Source organism: Streptomyces sp. bgisy159 (genome assembly GCF_965341775.1).
Classification (GTDB): Bacteria; Actinomycetota; Actinomycetes; order Streptomycetales; family Streptomycetaceae; genus Streptomyces.
This window is the reverse complement of the sequence record NZ_CBDQZH010000033.1, coordinates 1-17,305: the sequence shown is the minus strand read 5'-3', so window position 1 is coordinate 17,305 and position 17,305 is coordinate 1. Positions and strand designations below refer to the sequence as shown.

Annotated in this window: 16 protein-coding genes; 15 read left to right on the top strand and 1 reads right to left on the bottom strand. The window is 72.4% G+C overall.

Features of this window, described 5'->3' with window-relative positions:
• Positions 1–32: 32 nt before the first annotated feature.
• On the bottom strand, positions 33–968 hold the full coding sequence (locus ACSLTV_RS26325) for a cation diffusion facilitator family transporter (RefSeq protein ID WP_432158477.1): 936 nt from the start codon (positions 966–968) through the stop codon (positions 33–35).
• A gap of 424 nt (positions 969–1,392) precedes the next feature.
• Here ACSLTV_RS26325 and ACSLTV_RS26320 point away from each other — a divergent pair, with 424 nt between their 5' ends.
• The 15 genes from ACSLTV_RS26320 to hpnH all read left to right on the top strand — a co-directional run bounded on the left by ACSLTV_RS26320 (position 1,393) and on the right by hpnH (position 17,202).
• A complete protein-coding gene (locus tag ACSLTV_RS26320; RefSeq protein ID WP_435613002.1) occupies positions 1,393–3,186 on the top strand; it encodes a DUF5941 domain-containing protein in 1,794 nt (597 codons plus the stop codon).
• Positions 3,183–3,935 (top strand): sugar phosphate nucleotidyltransferase, encoded by a 753-nt coding sequence (locus ACSLTV_RS26315; protein WP_432158476.1) that lies wholly within the window; start codon positions 3,183–3,185, stop codon positions 3,933–3,935. The genes ACSLTV_RS26320 and ACSLTV_RS26315 overlap by 4 nt, the downstream gene beginning before the upstream one ends.
• Entirely contained in the window at positions 3,923–4,984 is a 1,062-nt protein-coding gene (locus tag ACSLTV_RS26310) for an iron-containing alcohol dehydrogenase family protein (RefSeq protein WP_432138759.1), read from the top strand. Before ACSLTV_RS26315 ends, ACSLTV_RS26310 begins: the two co-directional genes overlap by 13 nt.
• Positions 4,962–5,741 carry a CDP-alcohol phosphatidyltransferase family protein gene (locus ACSLTV_RS26305; RefSeq protein ID WP_432138758.1) on the top strand — a complete coding sequence of 260 codons (780 nt, stop codon included), beginning with the start codon at positions 4,962–4,964 and terminating at the stop codon, positions 5,739–5,741. The genes ACSLTV_RS26310 and ACSLTV_RS26305 overlap by 23 nt, the downstream gene beginning before the upstream one ends.
• A 5-nt stretch (positions 5,742–5,746) precedes the next feature.
• Positions 5,747–6,619, top strand: coding sequence for a glycosyltransferase family 2 protein (locus ACSLTV_RS26300; protein ID WP_432138757.1), 873 nt, complete (start codon positions 5,747–5,749; stop codon positions 6,617–6,619).
• Between the two features lie 134 nt (positions 6,620–6,753).
• The gene (locus ACSLTV_RS26295) at positions 6,754–7,653 is read left to right on the top strand and encodes an ABC transporter permease (protein WP_432138809.1); all 900 of its coding nucleotides are present in this window, start codon (positions 6,754–6,756) and stop codon (positions 7,651–7,653) included.
• On the top strand, positions 7,646–8,425 hold the full coding sequence (locus ACSLTV_RS26290) for an ABC transporter ATP-binding protein (protein ID WP_432138756.1): 780 nt from the start codon (positions 7,646–7,648) through the stop codon (positions 8,423–8,425). Before ACSLTV_RS26295 ends, ACSLTV_RS26290 begins: the two co-directional genes overlap by 8 nt.
• A 377-nt stretch (positions 8,426–8,802) precedes the next feature.
• Positions 8,803–9,714 carry a squalene synthase HpnC gene (gene hpnC / locus ACSLTV_RS26285; RefSeq protein ID WP_435613001.1) on the top strand — a complete coding sequence of 304 codons (912 nt, stop codon included), beginning with the start codon at positions 8,803–8,805 and terminating at the stop codon, positions 9,712–9,714.
• Complete coding sequence (hpnD, locus tag ACSLTV_RS26280; RefSeq protein ID WP_432138754.1) at positions 9,711–10,661, top strand: presqualene diphosphate synthase HpnD; 951 nt, start codon at positions 9,711–9,713, stop codon at positions 10,659–10,661. The genes hpnC and hpnD overlap by 4 nt, the downstream gene beginning before the upstream one ends.
• Positions 10,661–10,813 carry a DUF6380 family protein gene (locus tag ACSLTV_RS26275; RefSeq protein WP_432138753.1) on the top strand — a complete coding sequence of 51 codons (153 nt, stop codon included), beginning with the start codon at positions 10,661–10,663 and terminating at the stop codon, positions 10,811–10,813. The genes hpnD and ACSLTV_RS26275 overlap by 1 nt, the downstream gene beginning before the upstream one ends.
• Positions 10,810–12,240, top strand: a complete 1,431-nt coding sequence (gene hpnE / locus ACSLTV_RS26270; protein ID WP_435613000.1) for a hydroxysqualene dehydroxylase HpnE — start codon at positions 10,810–10,812, stop codon at positions 12,238–12,240. The genes ACSLTV_RS26275 and hpnE overlap by 4 nt, the downstream gene beginning before the upstream one ends.
• Positions 12,237–13,373 (top strand): polyprenyl synthetase family protein, encoded by a 1,137-nt coding sequence (locus ACSLTV_RS26265; RefSeq protein WP_432138751.1) that lies wholly within the window; start codon positions 12,237–12,239, stop codon positions 13,371–13,373. Before hpnE ends, ACSLTV_RS26265 begins: the two co-directional genes overlap by 4 nt.
• 120 nt (positions 13,374–13,493) lie before the next feature.
• Positions 13,494–15,530 carry a squalene--hopene cyclase gene (gene shc, locus ACSLTV_RS26260; protein WP_432138750.1) on the top strand — a complete coding sequence of 679 codons (2,037 nt, stop codon included), beginning with the start codon at positions 13,494–13,496 and terminating at the stop codon, positions 15,528–15,530.
• Positions 15,530–16,174 carry a phosphorylase family protein gene (locus ACSLTV_RS26255; RefSeq protein ID WP_432138749.1) on the top strand — a complete coding sequence of 215 codons (645 nt, stop codon included), beginning with the start codon at positions 15,530–15,532 and terminating at the stop codon, positions 16,172–16,174. The genes shc and ACSLTV_RS26255 overlap by 1 nt, the downstream gene beginning before the upstream one ends.
• Positions 16,175–16,179: 5 nt before the next feature.
• Positions 16,180–17,202, top strand: a complete 1,023-nt coding sequence (hpnH, locus tag ACSLTV_RS26250) for an adenosyl-hopene transferase HpnH (RefSeq protein WP_435612999.1) — start codon at positions 16,180–16,182, stop codon at positions 17,200–17,202.
• The last annotated feature ends 103 nt before the right edge of the window (positions 17,203–17,305 follow it).

The window sequence follows — 17,305 nt, the reverse complement described above, 5'->3', positions numbered from 1 at the left end:
CACCGCCCCGCGGGGCGGTGCACCGGAGCTCCCTAGAAGCAGAGCCGCGCCTCGTGCTCCGCGTGGCCGCCCGGCTCCAGCTGGAAGGTGCAGTGCTCCACGTCGAAGTGATCGCCCAGACACCCCTGCAACTCGTGCAGCATCTTCTCGTGGCCGATCGCGCTCAGCACGTCCGAGCGCACCACGACGTGCGCGGAGAGCACCGGCATCCCGGAGGTGATCGTCCAGGCGTGCAGATCGTGCACGTCCTCCACCCCGTCCAGGTCCAGGATGTGCGACCGCACCTCCTCCATGTCCACGTCCTTCGGCGCCGCCTCCAGCAGCACGTCCAGCGTCTCGCGCAGCAGCCGTACGGTGCGCGGCACGATCATCAGGCCGATGACCAGGGAGGCGATCGGGTCGGCGGCCTGCCAGCCGGTGGTCATGATGATCAGCGCCGAGACCATCACCGCGACCGAACCCAGGGCGTCCGCCGCCACCTCCAGGAAAGCCCCCCGCACATTCAGGCTCTCCCGCTGCCCGCGCATCAGCAGGCTCAGCGAGATCATGTTCGCCACCAGGCCGATCGCGCCGAACACGATCATCAGCCCGCCCTCGGTGCCGGCCGGCGTGAAGAACCGTTGCACCGCCTCGTACAGCACGTACCCGCCGACCCCGAGCAGCAGCAGGCAGTTGGCGAGCGCGGCGAGGATCTCCGCGCGGGCGAACCCGAAGGTGCGGTTGGCGCTCGCCGGCCGCGCCGCGAAGTGGACGGCCAGCAGGGCCATGCCCAGGCCCAGCGCGTCGGTCGCCATGTGCGCGGCGTCCGCGATCAGTGCCAGGGAGTCCGCGAGCACCCCGCCGACGATCTCGACGACCATCACGGTCAGCGTGATGCCGAGAGCTATCCGCAGGGTGCCCCGGTAGGCGGCCGTCGCCGTCCCGGCGGGCGGCCCGTGCGTGTGCCCGTGGTCGTGCCCAGCCCCCATGCGAAGCCGCCCTCCTGAGATCATCCGACGCCTGGTCCGGCAGCCCAGTCAACTACGGGCGGGGGGTACCCGGCAACGCGGCACTGAACACCGTTGTCATATGCCCTGACCTGCGTAAACCAACCGCAGGTCAGGCGGGTCGCGCACCCCCGGCCGGCGCCTCCTCGCGCGCGGGCGCGCCCGTCCCCCGCGCGAGGGAGCGCTGCCCGGGGCCCGCGGTTTGTGAGGGAGGCCGCCGATCCCCGATGATGATCGCGGCGAAGCGCGGTGCCGACGCCCTTGAACCGGCCTGAACAGCCGGTGAACGAGGGGTTCCGGCGATCCGATAGCCTCAGCCGACATGCCGCCCGCCGGGAGCCGCCCAGCGGCGCCCCGCCATGCAGTCGACCGGCGCCCGCGCCGGGATCCCAGGGAGTGAGTTCGGTTGCCGACCGCCATCCTCACCGGTCAGCCGGTCCCCGGATCGTCGATCGAGTCGGACCTGCGCGGCCTGGGCTTCGAGGTCCGCGCCGCAGCCGACCCGGCCGACGCGCGGGAGCTGCTGGCCGCCGTACCGGGTGAGGAACGGGTCGCCCTCGTCGACGCCCGCTTCGTCGGCCACCTGCACGCCCTGCGCCTCGGGCTCGTCGACCCGCGCTTCCCGCTCGCCGCCATCCCCGGCGCCGTCACCGCCCAGCCGTCCGCCCGGCCGGCCCTCGGCCGCGCGCTGGACGCCACCGCCACCACCGGCGGGGGCACCGCGCTGGCCGTCGACAGCCTGGCCGACCAGGTCGTCACCGCTCTCGACGCCGACGGCGCCGAGGTGTACCGGCCCCGGCTCGGCAGCCTCGTCGCCGTCGTCCCCGACGACCCCCAGGCCCGCAACGAGGCACGGCAGGCGGTCGCCGCCGTCGACGACGAGGCCGTACGCCTGAAGTCGGCCGTGAAGTCCGGCGACGGCCTGTTCACCACCTACTGCGTCAGCCCCTACTCGCGCTATCTGGCCCGCTGGTGCGCCCGGCGCGGTCTGACCCCCAACCAGGTCACCACCGCCTCCCTGCTCACCGCCCTGATCGCGGCCGGCAGCGCGGCCACCGGCACCCGCGCCGGGTACGTCGCCGCCGGCGTCCTGCTGCTCCTCTCCTTCGTCCTCGACTGCACCGACGGCCAGCTGGCCCGCTACGCGCTGCGGTACTCCACGCTCGGCGCCTGGCTGGACGCCACCTTCGACCGGGCCAAGGAGTACGCCTTCTTCGCCGGACTCGCGCTCGGCGCGGCCCGCGACGGCGACGACGTGTGGGCTCTCGCGCTCGCCGCGATGATCCTGCAGACCGTGCGGCACATGGTCGACTTCGCCTTCCACGAGGCCAACACCGGAGACCCGACGGCCACCGCCGCCCTCTCCGACAAGCTGGACAGCGCGGGCTGGACGGTCTGGGTCCGCCGGGTGATCGTCCTGCCCATCGGCGAACGCTGGGCCATGATCGCCCTCCTCACCGCGGTGGCGACACCCCGCATCACCTTCTACGCGCTGCTCGCCGGCTGCGCCTTCGCCACGCTGTACACCACCGCCGGGCGGGTGCTGCGCTCGCTGCGGCGCACGGCACCGCGTACGGACCGGGCCGTCCGGGCCCTCGTGGACCTGGCCGACAGCGGGCCCCTGGCCGGGCAGGCCGCCCGCGTCCTGCCGCGCACGCCGTTCGCCGGCCCGCTGCCCCTCGCCTTCGCCGGCACCGTCCTGCTGCTGCTCGTGGCCGCGCTCGACGGGCCCGGCCTGCCGGCGGTCCTCGGCGCCCTGGTCTACGCCCTGCTGTCCGGCGCGGCCGTCGCCCGGCCGCTGGGGGGCCGCCTCGACTGGCTCGTCCCGCCCCTCTTCCGTACCGCGGAGTACACGACGATCCTGTTGCTCGCGGCCCACGCGGACGTGAACGGAGCGCTGCCCGCGGCTTTCGGGCTGGTGGCCGCCGTCGCCTACCATCACTACGACACGGTGTACCGCATCCGCGGTGACGCCGGAGCGCCACCGGCCTGGCTGGTGCGCGCCATCGGGGGGCAGGAAGGGCGGACGCTGCTCGTCACCGTCCTCGCCGCTCTGCTCACCGCTCAGCGGTTCACGGCCGCGCTCACCGTTCTGGCCGTGGCCGTCGCCCTCGTGGTGCTCGCCGAGAGCATCCGCTTCTGGGTCGCCGCCCACCGGGCCGGCGCCCCAGCCGTACACGATGAAGGAGAACCCGCATGATCGGCCTCGTGCTGGCGGCCGGCGCCGGACGGCGTCTGCGCCCCTACACCGACACCCTGCCCAAGGCACTGGTACCGGTGGGGCCCGATGGTGCGGAGGACAGCCTGACGGTCCTCGACCTCACCCTCGGCAACTTCGCCGAGATCGGCCTCACGGAGGTCGGCGTGATCGTCGGCTACCGCAAGGAGGCCGTCTACGAACGCCAGGCCGCCCTGGAGGAGAAGTACGGCCTGAAGCTCACCCTGATCGACAACGACAAGGCCGAGGAGTGGAACAACGCCTACTCCCTGTGGTGCGGCCGTGACGCCCTCAAGGACGGCGTGATCCTCGCCAACGGCGACACCGTCCACCCGGTCTCCGTCGAGCGGACGCTGCTCGCCGCCCGCGGCGACGGCAAGAAGATCATCCTCGCGCTGGACACGGTGAAGAAGCTCGCCGACGAGGAGATGAAGGTCGTCGTCGACCCCGACAAGGGCGTCCAGAAGATCACGAAGCTCATGGACCCGGCCGAGGCCACCGGCGAGTACATCGGTGTCACCCTCATCGAGGGCGACGCCGCCGCGGAGCTGGCCGACGCCCTGCGGACCACCTTCGAGCGTGACCCGCAGCTGTACTACGAGGACGGCTACCAGGAGCTCGTCAACCGCGGGTTCAAGATCGACGTCGCCCCGATCGGTGACGTCAAGTGGGTCGAGATCGACAACCACGACGACCTCGCCCGTGGCCGGGAGATCGCGTGCCAGTACTGACCCGGCTGATCCCGTCGCCGGTCGTCGTGGACATCCGCCCGGGTGCCCTCGACGACCTCGGCGGGGTCCTCGCCGACCAGCGGATCGCCCAGACCGGCCGGCTCGCCATCGCCGTCAGCGGCGGCTCCGGGGCCCGGCTGCGCGAGCGCCTCGCCCCCTCGCTGCCGGGCGCCACCTGGTACGAGGTCGACGGCGGCACCATCGACGACGCCGTCCGGCTGGCCGGCGAGATGAAGTCCGGCCACCACGACGCGGTCGTGGGGCTCGGCGGCGGCAAGATCATCGACTGTGCCAAGTTCGCGGCGGCCCGGGTCGGCCTGCCGCTGGTCGCGGTCGCCACCAACCTCGCCCACGACGGCCTGTGCTCCCCGGTCGCCACCCTGGACAACGACGCGGGCCGCGGCTCCTACGGCGTGCCCAACCCCATCGCGGTCGTCATCGACCTCGACGTGATCCGCGAGGCCCCGGTCCGGTTCGTGCGCTCCGGCATCGGGGACGCGATCTCCAACATCTCGGCGGTCGCGGACTGGGAGCTGTCCAACCGCGTCAACGGCGAGAAGATCGACGGACTGGCCTCCGCGATGGCCCGCCAGGCCGGCGAGGCCGTGCTGCGCCACCCGGGCGGCGTCGGTGACGACGGCTTCCTCCAGGTCCTGGCCGAGGCGCTGGTCCTCACCGGTATCGCCATGTCCGTGTCGGGTGACTCCCGTCCGTCCTCCGGCGCCTGCCACGAGATCAACCACGCCTTCGACCTGCTCTACCCGAAGCGGGCCGCCGCCCACGGCGAGCAGGTGGGCCTCGGCGCCGCCTTCGCGATGTACCTGCGCGGCGCGCACGAGGAAGCGGCGTACATGGCCGAGGTACTGCGCCGGCACGGCCTTCCGGTGCTGCCGGAGGAGATCGGCTTCACCGTGGACGAGTTCGTCCGGGCGGTGGAGTTCGCCCCCGAGACCCGGCCCGGCCGCTACACGATCCTGGAACACCTCGACCTCACAACCGAACAGATCAAGGACGTCTACGCCGACTATGTCAAGGCCCTCGGTAGCTGAACTCCGCCCGGTCGTCCACCCCGCGGGGGTGAAGGACCGGCGCAGCGGCGAGCACTGGATGGGACGCCTCTACATGCGCGAGGTGTCCCTGCGGGTCGACCGCTACCTGGTGAACACCCGGGTCACGCCCAACCAGCTCACGTACCTGATGACGGTCTGCGGCGTCCTCGCCGCCCCCGCCCTGCTGGTGCCCGGTGTCTGGGGCGCCGTCCTCGGCGTGGTCATGGTGCAGCTGTACCTGCTGCTCGACTGCGTCGACGGGGAGATCGCGCGCTGGCGCTCCCAGTACTCGCTCAGCGGCGTCTACCTCGACCGGGTCGGAGCCTACCTCACCGACGCCGCCGTCCTGGTCGGCCTCGGACTGCGCGCCGCCGACCTGTGGGGAACCGGACGCATCGACTGGCTGTGGGCGTTCCTCGGCACCCTCGCCGCCCTGGGCGCCGTCCTGATCAAGGCGGAGACCGACCTCGTCGGCGTGGCCCGCCACCAGGCGGGGCTGGCCCCGGTGAAGGACGCCGCGGCCGAGCCGCGCTCCTCCGGCATGGCGCTGGCCCGCCGGGCCGCCGCCGCGCTGAAGTTCCACCGCCTCATCCTCGGCATCGAGGCCTCCCTGCTGATACTGGTCCTCGCGATCGTGGACGCCAACCGCGGCGACCTGTTCTTCACCCGCCTCGGCACCGCCGTGCTCGCCGGGATCGCGCTGCTCCAGACCCTGCTGCACCTGGTGTCCGTCCTCGTCTCGAGCAGGCTGAGGTGACAGGCATGAAGGTCGGCGCGGTGATCATCACCATGGGCAACCGCCCCGACGAACTGCGCGCCCTGATCGACTCGGTCGCCAAGCAGGACGGCGACCCCGTCGAGGTGGTGGTCGTCGGCAACGGCTCGCCCGTGCCCGAGGTGCCCGACGGCGTACGCACCGTGGAACTTCCGGAGAACCTCGGCATCCCCGGCGGCCGCAACGTCGGCATCGAGGCGTTCGGGCCCAGCGGCCGCGACGTCGACATCCTGCTGTTCCTGGACGACGACGGCCTGCTCGCCCACCACGACACCGCGGAGCTGTGCCGGCAGGCCTTCACCGCCGACCCGCGGCTCGGCATCGTCAGCTTCCGCATCGCCGACCCCGACACCGGCGTCACTCAGCGCCGCCACGTGCCCCGGCTGCGCGCCTCGGACCCCCTGCGCTCCTCCCGGGTCACCACCTTCCTCGGCGGCGCCAACGCCGTGCGCACCCAGGTGTTCGCCGAGGTCGGCGCGCTGCCGGACGAGTTCTTCTACGCCCATGAGGAGACCGACCTGGCCTGGCGGGCGCTGGACGCCGGCTGGATGATCGACTACCGGTCCGACATGGTGCTGTACCACCCGACGACCCAGCCCTCCCGGCACGCCGTCTACCACCGCATGGTGGCGCGCAACCGGGTCTGGCTGGCCCGCCGCAACCTGCCCGCGCCGCTGGTCCCCGTCTACCTCGGGACGTGGCTGCTGCTCACCCTGGCCCGCCGCCCCTCCGGGGCCGCGCTGCGGGCCTGGTTCGGCGGTTTCCGGGAGGGCTGGTCCGCTCCCTGCGGGCCCCGCAGACCCATGAAGTGGCGTACGGTGTGGCGGCTGACCCGACTGGGCCGGCCCCCGGTGATCTGACAAGCTCGTCCCGCGAGGGCACCCCGGGCCGTACCGCGGTCCCGGTGCGCCCGGCACCCTTCCGGCCGTGCAGACCGAAGACGAAAGTTTCCACTGTGAGTGAGAGAAGCCATGACGGCGGTGACGGCGGTGTTCTGGTGAGCCCGCCTCCGTCACCCGACGAGGGCCTGTCCGCGGCGCAGCTCGCCGCCGAGCACGGGCTGGCCGTGAGCGGCGCCCGGCCCTCCCTGCCGGACTACGTCGGCCGGCTCTGGGGCCGACGCCACTTCATCCTCGCCTTCTCCTCGGCGAAGCTGACCGCCCAGTACAGCCAGGCCAAGCTCGGCCAGCTGTGGCAGGTGGCCACGCCGCTGCTGAACGCGGCCGTGTACTTCCTGATCTTCGGCCTGATCCTGGGGGCCGACCGGGGGCTGGACAAGGAGGTCTACATCCCCTTCCTGGTCACCGGCATCTTCGTCTTCACCTTCACCCAGAGCTCGGTGATGAGCGGGGTCCGGGCGATCTCCGGCAACCTCGGCCTGGTGCGCGCCCTGCACTTCCCGCGCGCCGCGCTGCCCGTCTCCTTCGCCCTGCAGCAGCTCCAGCAGCTGCTGTACTCGATGATCGTGCTGATCGTCATCGTGATCGGCTTCGGCAGCTATCCGGACGGCTCCTGGGCCCTGGCCCTCCCAGTGCTGGTCCTGCAGTTCCTCTTCAACACCGGCCTGGCGCTGATCTTCGCCCGCGCCGGGGCCAGGACCCCCGACCTCGCGCAGCTCATGCCGTTCGTGATGCGCACCTGGATGTACGCCTCCGGCGTGATGTTCTCCATCCCGGTGATGCTGAAGGACAAGCCGCAGTGGATCGCGGACGTCCTGCAGTGGAACCCGGCCGCCGTCTACATGGACCTGATGCGCTTCGCGCTCATCGACGGCTACGGCTCCGAGAACCTCCCCGCCCACGTCTGGGCCGTGGCCCTCGGCTGGGCCGTGCTCTTCGCGGTCGGCGGGTTCGTGTACTTCTGGCAGGCGGAGGAGAGGTACGGCCGTGGCTGACTTCGGGTCCGAGCGTCGCATCCCCACCGTGATCGTCGACGACGTCCACATCGTGTACCGCGTCAACGGAGCCAAGACCGGCAAGGGCAGCGCCACCGCCGCCCTCAGCCGTATCGTGCGGCGCGGCGAGGAGCGCGGCGTGCGCAAGGTGCACGCCGTGCGGGGCGTGTCCTTCACCGCCTACCGGGGCCAGGCCATCGGCCTGATCGGCTCCAACGGCTCCGGCAAGTCCACCCTGCTGCGCGCCATCGCCGGCCTGCTGCCGCCCGAGAGCGGCAAGGTGTACACCGACGGCCAGCCCTCCCTGCTCGGGGTCAACGCGGCCCTGATGAACGACCTGACCGGCGAGCGCAACGTCATCCTCGGCGGTCTGGCGATGGGCATGTCCCGGGAGCAGATCAGGGAGCGCTACCAGGACATCGTCGACTTCTCCGGCATCAACGAGAAGGGCGACTTCATCTCGCTGCCGATGCGCACGTATTCCTCCGGCATGCAGGCCCGCCTGCGCTTCTCCATCGCCGCCGCCAAGGACCACGACGTCCTGATGATCGACGAGGCGCTGGCCACCGGTGACCGCAAGTTCCAGGTGCGCTCCGAGGCGCGCATCCGCGAGCTGCGCGAGAAGGCCGGTACGGTGTTCCTGGTCAGCCACAGCAACAAGTCCATCCGGGACACCTGCGACCGGGTGCTGTGGCTGGAACACGGCGTGCTGCGCCTGGACGGACCGACCGACGAGGTCATCCGGGAGTACGAGAAGTTCACGGGCCGGTAGCCCGCCGAGCCCGCCGCGACGTTGTGGCACCGGGGCCCCGCCGAGACCGTCCGGCGGGGCCCCGCGTCTGCAAAGGAAACGTCAACTCCCCGTCGTGTCAGGAAGCTTGACGGCAATCGGTGTGTTGTTGTGATGTCCGGGACACCCGGCGGACCCGGGCCGCGCTGTACAACGTAAGCTGTACCGGTCCCGAAACGCGCCAAGTGGGGCGATAATGCGCGACACCCCCGGTCAGGGCTGCGCGCGAGCGGTCGGGCGGCGTGTCCGAAATAGTGTGCATTGGGTCCGCAGTGTAGAACGGGAGATGTGACGGCAATGGCTACGGAAACTCCCCAGCTCAACGCAGCATGCGCCGTCCCTGCCGCGGGCAGCGCGCGATGACGCGCACCACCTCGCCGTACACCGGCGACCCCGAGCGCGACACGCGCTCCACGCTGGACAAGGCCGCCCACGAGAACTTCCCCGTGGCCCCCTTCTTCCTGCCCCGGGACTGGCGGGCCGACCTCATGGCCGTCTACGGCTTCGCCCGCCTCGTCGACGACATCGGTGACGGCGACCTCGCCCCCGGCGGCGCCGACGCCCAGCTGCTCGGCGTGTCGGCCGCGGAGGCCGACGACCGGCTGGTGCTGCTCGACGCCTTCGAGGCCGATCTGCGCCGGGTCTTCGAGGGCACCCCGCGCCACCCCCTGCTGCGCCGGCTGCAGCCCACCGTCCGCCGCCGCTCGCTCACCCCCGAGCCCTTCCTCGGACTGATCGCCGCCAACCGCCAGGACCAGCTGGTCGGCCGGTACGAGACCTTCGACGACCTGCTCGCCTACTGCGAGCTGTCCGCCAACCCCGTCGGCCGCCTCGTCCTCGCCGTCACCGGCACCGCCAGTCCCGAGCGGATCCGCCGCTCCGACGAGGTCTGCACCGCGCTGCAGATCGTCGAACACCTCCAGGACGTGTCCGAGGACCTCGGCCGCGACCGCATCTACCTGCCCGCCGAGGACATGAAACGCTTTCACGTCCAGGAGGCGGATCTCGCCACGGGGACCGCGGGCGCGTCGGTGCGCGCCCTGGTCGCCTTCGAAGCCGAACGCGCCCGCGATCTCCTGAATGAAGGTGCCCCCCTGGTGGGTAGCGTCACCGGCAGGCTGAGGCTGCTGCTCGCGGGGTTCGTGGCGGGGGGAAGGGCGGCGATCCAGGCGATCGCCGCCGCCCGATACGACGTCCTTCCCGGCCCGCCCAAGCCAGGCAAGCTCCGGCTGCTGCGCGAGGTGGGCGTGACTCTGCGAGGAGAGGGGTGATCCGGACCGTGGAGTCCTGGCCACACGCGTCCGCACCGGTACTCGCCGCCTACAGCTACTGCGAGACCGTGACCGGGCAGCAGGCCCGAAACTTCGCCTACGGCATCAGGCTGCTGCCGGCGCCCAAGCGCCGTGCCATGTCGGCGCTGTACGCCTTCTCCCGGCGCGTCGACGACATCGGCGACGGCGCGCTGGCCGACGACGTCAAGATCGCACGGCTGGAGGACACCCGGGGACTGCTCGCCCGGGTGCGCGCCGGTGCCGTCGACGAGGACGACACCGACCCCGTCGCGGTCGCCCTCGCCCACGCCGCCCGCGCCTTCCCCGTCCCGCTGGGCGGCCTCGACGAGCTGATCGACGGCGTGCTGATGGACGTCCGCGGCGAGACCTACGAGACCTGGGACGACCTGAAGGCCTACTGCCGCTGTGTGGCCGGGGCCATCGGGCGCCTCTCCCTCGGCGTGTTCGGCACCGAACCCGGCGCGCGCGGCGCCGAGCGCGCACCCGAGTACGCCGACACCCTCGGGCTCGCCCTGCAACTGACCAACATCCTGCGGGACGTACGCGAGGACGCGGGCGGCGGCCGGACGTACCTGCCCGCCGACGACCTCGCCAAGTTCGGCTGCTCGGCCGGGTTCGACGGGCCGACCCCGCCGGAGGGCTCAGACTTCGCGGGTCTGGTCCACTTCGAGGTGCGGCGGGCCCGCGCCCTGTTCGCCGAGGGCTACCGGCTGCTGCCGCTGCTCGACCGGCGCAGCGGTGCCTGCGTCGCCGCCATGGCCGGTATCTACCGCCGGCTGCTGGACCGCATCGAACGCGACCCGCAGGCCGTGCTGCGCGGCCGGGTCTCGCTGCCCGGCCGGGAGAAGGCGTACGTCGCCGTGCGCGGGCTGTCCGGTCTGGACACCCGTCATGTGTCCCGGCAGGCCCTGAGGAGGCGGGGCTGATGGACGCCACCGGCGACGCGGCCGGCCAGGGCGGTGACGGCGGCGGGAAGCGGCACGCAACCCTCCGCCACGGCGCGGCGTCCCTGAAGGCGACCACCGGTCGTGCAGAGTTCAAGCACCACGGCGGGCGCGCAGGGGAGGAACCACGATGAGCGACGGCACGCGGCCGGCGGACGCACCGCCGGGTCCCGGACGGCACGCCGTCGTGGTCGGCGGCGGGCTCGCCGGCATCACCGCGGCGCTCGCCCTCGCCGACGCGGGCGTCCGCGTCACCCTGCTGGAGGGCAGGCCGAGGCTCGGCGGCCTCGCCTTCTCCTTCCGCCGCGGCGACCTCACCGTCGACAACGGCCAGCACGTCTACCTGCGCTGCTGCACCGCCTACCGCTGGTTCCTCGACCGCATCGACGGCAGTGCGCTGGCGCCCCTGCAGGATCGTCTCGACGTGCCCGTCGTCGACGTCACCCGCCCCGAGGGGCGGCGGCTCGGCCGGCTGCGCCGCGACCCGCTGCCCGTGCCGCTCCACCTCGGGCGCAGCCTCGCCACCTACCCGCACCTCTCGCTCGCCGAACGCGCCAGGGTGGGCCGGGCCGCGCTCGCGCTCCAGGGCCTCGACCTCGCCGATCCGGCCCTGGACACCCAGGACTTCGGCAGCTGGCTGGCCGCGCACGGCCAGTCGGCGCGCGCCGTGCGCGTCCTGTGGGACCTGGTCGGGGTCGCCACGCTCAACGCGGTCGCGGGCGACGCGTCGCTGGCGCTCGCCGCGATGGTGTTCAAGACCGGCCTGCTGTCCGACCCGGGCGCCGCCGACATCGGCTGGGCGCGCGTCCCGCTGGGCGAACTGCACGACCGGCTGGCCCGCAAGGCGCTCGACTCCGCGGGCGTACGCACCGAGACCCGTACACGCGTCACCTCCCTCTCCCTTCACGGAAACGGGCGCTGGAGCGTTCAGGTTCCCGGCGAGACCCTGCACGCCGACGCCGTGGTGCTGGCCGTGCCCCAGCGGGAGGCGCACGACCTGCTGCCGCAGGGGGCGCTCGACGCCCCCGAACGGCTGCTGGAGATCGGCACCGCGCCGATCCTCAACGTGCACGTCGTCTACGACCGCAAGGTGCTCGACGCCCCCTTCCTCGCCGCGCTCGGCACGCCCGTGCAGTGGGTGTTCGACCGCACCGACGCCGCGGGCCTGCTGGACGGCGGGCGACGGGCGGGCCAGTACCTGGCGCTGTCGCAGTCGGCCGCGCGGGACGAGATCGACGCGCCGGTCGCCGTGTTGCGCGAGCGCTATCTGCCCGAACTGCGGCGGCTGCTGCCCGCGGCGCGCGGCGCCGAGGTGACGGACTTCTTCGTGACCCGGGAGAGGACGGCGACGTTCGCTCCCGCCCCCGGCGTCGGACGGCTCAGGCCCGGCGCCCGCACCAAGGCCCCCGGCCTGTACCTGGCCGGATCGTGGACCTCCACCGGGTGGCCCGCGACGATGGAGAGTGCGGTCCGCAGCGGTGTGAGCGCGGCCGAGGCCGCCCTCGGCGCCCTGGGCCGGTCCTGCGACCGACTCCCGGACTTCTTCGGGGAGGCGGCGTGAGGACCGATCTGCGCGGGACCGACCCCCGCACCTCCGGTACCGCAACAAGAGGAGAAACTGTGCCCACTGTGCCCCCGGCCTCCACGGCCGCTCGAAGGACCGCGGTGGACGTGTCCGCGCTCCTGGAGCGGGCCCGGACCCTGGCCACGCCGGTGCTGCGGGCGGCGGTCGACCGACTGGCCCCTCCCATGGACACGGTCGCCGCCTACCACTTCGGATGGATCGACGCCCAGGGCCACCCGACGTCCGGCGACGGCGGCAAGGCCGTCCGCCCGGCTCTCGCCGTGCTGTCCGCCGAGGTCACCGGGGCGGCCCCGGAGACCGGCGTGCCCGGCGCGGTCGCCGTCGAACTGGTCCACAATTTCTCCCTCCTGCACGACGACCTGATGGACGGCGACGAGCAGCGCCGCCACCGCGACACGGTGTGGAAGGTGCACGGCCCCGCCCAGGCGATCCTGGTCGGCGACGCCCTGTTCGCCCTCGCGAACGAAGTACTGCTGGAACTGGGGTCCGCCGAGGCCGCCCGCGCCGCGCGCAGGCTGACCACCGCCACCCGCGCCCTGATCGACGGCCAGGCCCAGGACATCTCCTACGAGCACCGCGACCGCGTCACCGTCGAGGAGTGCCTGGAGATGGAGGGCAACAAGACCGGTGCCCTGCTCGCCTGCGCCAGCTCCATCGGCGCGGTGCTCGGCGGTGCCGACGTGCGCACGGCCGACACGCTGGAGCGTTACGGCCACCACCTCGGCCTGGCCTTCCAGGCCGTCGACGACCTCCTCGGTATCTGGGGCGACCCGGTGGCCACGGGCAAGCAGACCTGGAGCGACCTGCGCCAGCGCAAGAAGTCCCTGCCGGTGGTGGCCGCGCTGGCCGCGGGCGGGCCGGCCTCCGAGCGGCTCGGCGAGATGCTCGCCGCCGACGCCGGGAGCAGTGCCGCCGAGGACTTCTCGGAGGAGGAGTTCGCGGCCCGGGCGCGACTGATCGAGGAGGCCGGCGGCCGCGAGTGGACCGCCGAGGAAGCGCGCCGTCAGCACGCCATCGCCATCGAAGCCCTCGACGCCGTCGACATGCCCGAGCAGGTGCGGGCCGGATTCACGGCGCTCGCCGACTTCGTCGTCGTACGAAAGAGATGATCACTATCGGTCGAATAACCCTCGCGTAGTCGCCGGCCGGTGCCGCGGGACGACAACACCGCACCGGCCGACGGCGGACCCACAGCAGCACGACTCGCACGACTGCACGAAGGGGAAGCCATGACAGCGACGACCGACGGAAGCACCGGGGCACTCCCGCCCCGCGCTGCCTCGGCCAGCGACACCGACATCACCACCCCCGAGGCGGCCGGGGTCCAGGAAGCCGCCCGGCGCGCGATGACCCGCGCGACCGACCAGCTGCTCTCCCGGCAGGACGCCCAGGGCTGGTGGAAGGGCGACCTGGAGACCAACGTCAGCATGGACGCCGAGGATCTGATGCTCCGTCAGTTCCTCGGGGTGCGGGACGAGCCGACGACCCGGGCGGCCGCGCTCTTCATCCGCGGCGAGCAGCGCGAGGACGGAACCTGGGCCACCTTCTACGGCGGACCGGGCGACCTGTCCGCCACCGTCGAGGCGTACGTCGCCCTGCGGCTGGCCGGGGACGCCCCCGACGACCCCCACATGGCCCGCGCGGCCGCCTGGATCCGCGCCCGGGGCGGCATCGCCGCCACCCGCGTCTTCACCCGGATCTGGCTCGCCCTGTTCGGCTGGTGGAAGTGGGAGGACCTGCCCGAACTCCCCCCGGAGCTCGTCTACTTCCCCAAGTGGTTCCCGCTCAGCATCTACAACTTCGGCTGCTGGGCCCGGCAGACCATCGTGCCGCTGACCGTCGTCTCCGCGAAACGGCCGGTGCGCCCGGCGCCCTTCGCGCTCGACGAACTGCACACCGACCCCGGCAACCCCAACCCGCCCCGGCCGCCGGCCCCCCTGTTCACCTGGGACGGCCTGTTCCAGCGGCTCGACAAGGTGGTCCGCGGCTACCGCAACGTGGCGCTGCGATCCCTGCGCAGAGCGGCGCTGAACTCCGCCGCCCGCTGGATCGTCGAGCGGCAGGAGAACGACGGCTGCTGGGGCGGGATCCAGCCCCCGGCGGTGTACTCGATCATCGCCCTCCACCTGCTCGGCTACGACCTCGAACACCCCGTGATGCGGGCCGGACTGGAGTCCCTGGACCGCTACACCGTCTGGCGCGAGGACGGCGCCCGCATGGTCGAGGCCTGCCAGTCGCCGGTGTGGGACACCTGTCTCGCCACCATCGCGCTGGCCGACGCCGGCGTCCCCGCCGACCACCCGCAACTGGTCAAGGCCGCCGACTGGATGCTCGGTGAGCAGATCGTCCGGCCCGGCGACTGGTCCGTGCGGCGCCCCGGACTGCCGCCCGGCGGCTGGGCGTTCGAGTTCCACAACGACAACTACCCCGACATCGACGACACCGCCGAGGTCGTCCTCGCCCTGCGCCGGGTCCGCCACCACGACCCGCGGCGGCTGGACAACGCCATCGCGCGCGGGGTGCGCTGGAACCTCGGCATGCAGTCCAGGAACGGCGCCTGGGGCGCGTTCGACGTCGACAACACCAGCCCGTTCCCCAACCGGCTGCCGTTCTGCGACTTCGGCGAGGTCATCGACCCCCCGTCGGCCGATGTCACCGCGCACGTCGTGGAGATGCTCGCCGTCGAGGGCTACGCCCACGACCCGCGCACCCGGCGGGGCATCGACTGGCTGCTCGCCGAGCAGGAGCAGGACGGCTCGTGGTTCGGCCGCTGGGGCGTCAACTACGTCTACGGCACCGGGTCGGTGGTGCCCGCCCTGACCGCCGCCGGACTGCCCGTCGAGCATCCCGCGATCCGGCGGGCGGTGGCCTGGCTGGAGCGGGTGCAGAACGACGACGGCGGCTGGGGCGAGGACCTGCGCTCCTACCGGGACTCCACCAAGTGGAGCGGAACCGGCGCCTCCACCGCGTCCCAGACGGCGTGGGCGCTGATGGCCCTGCTGGCGGCGGGGGAGCGCGACGCCAAGTCCGTCGAGCGCGGCGTCGAGTGGCTGGCCGAGACCCAACGCGAGGACGGCACCTGGGACGAGCCCTACTTCACCGGCACCGGCTTCCCGTGGGACTTCTCCATCAACTACCACCTCTACCGGCAGGTCTTCCCGCTCACCGCGCTCGGCCGGTACGTGCACGGGGAGCCCGCGGTCCTGCGGCGCCCCGCCGAACGGGCCGCGGACGACCCGGCAGCCGCCCGGGCCGAGGCAAGCTGATGAACCCGCGGCCCGCTCCGGTCCCGCCGCTGCTGATCGCCTGCGCGCTCGGCATCGAGCACCTCGCCCTGCGCACCGGTGACCGCGACGGGGCCGCCGGGCCCGTCACCGTGCTGCGCACCGGCATGGGGCCGAAGGCGGCCGAACGCTCCGTCACCCGGCTCCTGGCCGGCCCGGAGCTGGCCGGGGCGGCCGTGCTGGCCACCGGCTTCTGCGCGGGCCTCGCCCCCGGCATGCACCCCGGCGACCTGGTCGTCGCCGAGGAGACCCGGGATCCGCGCGCCACGGTGCCCTGCGCCGGCACCGAACTGCTCGTCAAGGAGCTCGCGCGCACCCTGCCCGGTCGCACCGTCCACACCGGTCCGCTCACCGGATCCGACCATGTGGTGCGCGGACCGGAGCGCTCCGATCTGCTCGCCACCGGCGCGATCGCCGTGGACATGGAGTCGGCGGCGACGCTCCTGAGCGCCGTCCGGGCCGGCGGGCGCCCCGTTGCGGCCGTCCGGGTGGTCGTGGACGCTCCAGAACATGAACTCGTCCGGATCGGCACACTGCGCGGTGGAATATCAGCCTTCCGCGTTCTCCGTTCCGTTCTGCCTACTTTCTTTGAATGGCACCGTAATGTGCTGCTCCCCAGGAGGTGAGCCCGATGGCCATGCCGCTGCGTCAGTCCATCAAGGTCGCTACTTACTTGGCCGAACAGAAGCTGCGCAGGCGTGACAAGTTCCCGCTGATCGTCGAGCTGGAACCGCTGTTCGCCTGCAACCTCAAGTGCGAGGGATGCGGCAAGATCCAGCACCCTGCGGGGGTGCTGAAGCAGCGCATGCCGGTGGCGCAGGCCGTCGGCGCGGTGCTGGAGTCCGGGGCGCCGATGGTGTCCATCGCCGGCGGTGAGCCGCTGATGCACCCTCAGATCGACGAGATCGTGCGCCAGTTGGTGGCCCGCCGCAAGTACGTCTTCCTGTGCACCAACGCCATGCTGCTGCGCAAGAAGATGGACAGGTTCACGCCCTCCCCGTACTTCGCCTTCGCCGTGCACATCGACGGGCTGCGCGAGCGGCACGACGAGTCGGTGGCGAAGGAGGGCGTCTTCGACGAGGCGGTGGCGGCCATCAAGGAGGCCAAGCGGCGCGGCTTCCGGGTGACCACCAACTCCACGTTCTTCAACACCGACACCCCGCAGACCGTCGTGGAGGTGCTCAACTTCCTCAACGACGACCTCAAGGTCGACGAGATGATGATCTCGCCCGCCTACGCCTACGAGAAGGCCCCCGACCAGGAGCACTTCCTCGGTGTCGAGCAGACCCGGGAGCTGTTCAAGAAGGCCTTCGGGGGCGGCAACCGCAGAAGGTGGCGGCTCAACCACTCCCCGCTCTTCCTGGACTTCCTGGAGGGCAAGGTCGACTTCCCGTGCACGGCGTGGGCGATCCCCAACTACTCGCTGTTCGGCTGGCAGCGGCCCTGCTACCTGATGAGCGACGGGTACGTGCCGACGTACCGGGAGCTGGTCGAGGACACCGACTGGGACAAGTACGGCCGCGGCAAGGACCCGCGCTGCGCCAACTGCATGGCGCACTGCGGCTACGAACCCACCGCGGTCCTGGCCACCATGGGCTCCCTGAAGGAGTCCCTGCGGGCCATGCGCGAGACCGTCAGCGGCAACCGGGAGTGAGCCCATGACCGCCGTACCCCTGGGCGTCCCCGAGGTGCCCGCCCGCTCGGTCGCCGCCCGCCGCCCGTCGCGCCGGATCCAGGTCGGTTCCGTCGCGGTGGGC

Excerpts from the sequence above, each read along its gene's own strand:
- ACSLTV_RS26325 (WP_432158477.1), bottom strand. The coding sequence starts at position 968 with ATGGGGGCTGGGCACGACCACGGGCACACGCACGGGCCGCCCGCCGGG.
- ACSLTV_RS26315 (WP_432158476.1), top strand. The coding sequence starts at position 3,183 with ATGATCGGCCTCGTGCTGGCGGCCGGCGCCGGACGGCGTCTGCGCCCC.
- ACSLTV_RS26305 (WP_432138758.1), top strand. The coding sequence starts at position 4,962 with ATGTCAAGGCCCTCGGTAGCTGAACTCCGCCCGGTCGTCCACCCCGCG.
- ACSLTV_RS26300 (WP_432138757.1), top strand. The coding sequence starts at position 5,747 with ATGAAGGTCGGCGCGGTGATCATCACCATGGGCAACCGCCCCGACGAA.
- hpnC (WP_435613001.1), top strand. The coding sequence starts at position 8,803 with ATGACGCGCACCACCTCGCCGTACACCGGCGACCCCGAGCGCGACACG.
- ACSLTV_RS26275 (WP_432138753.1), top strand. The coding sequence starts at position 10,661 with ATGGACGCCACCGGCGACGCGGCCGGCCAGGGCGGTGACGGCGGCGGG.
- hpnE (WP_435613000.1), top strand. The coding sequence starts at position 10,810 with ATGAGCGACGGCACGCGGCCGGCGGACGCACCGCCGGGTCCCGGACGG.
- shc (WP_432138750.1), top strand. The coding sequence starts at position 13,494 with ATGACAGCGACGACCGACGGAAGCACCGGGGCACTCCCGCCCCGCGCT.
- ACSLTV_RS26255 (WP_432138749.1), top strand. The coding sequence starts at position 15,530 with ATGAACCCGCGGCCCGCTCCGGTCCCGCCGCTGCTGATCGCCTGCGCG.
- hpnH (WP_435612999.1), top strand. The coding sequence starts at position 16,180 with ATGGCCATGCCGCTGCGTCAGTCCATCAAGGTCGCTACTTACTTGGCC.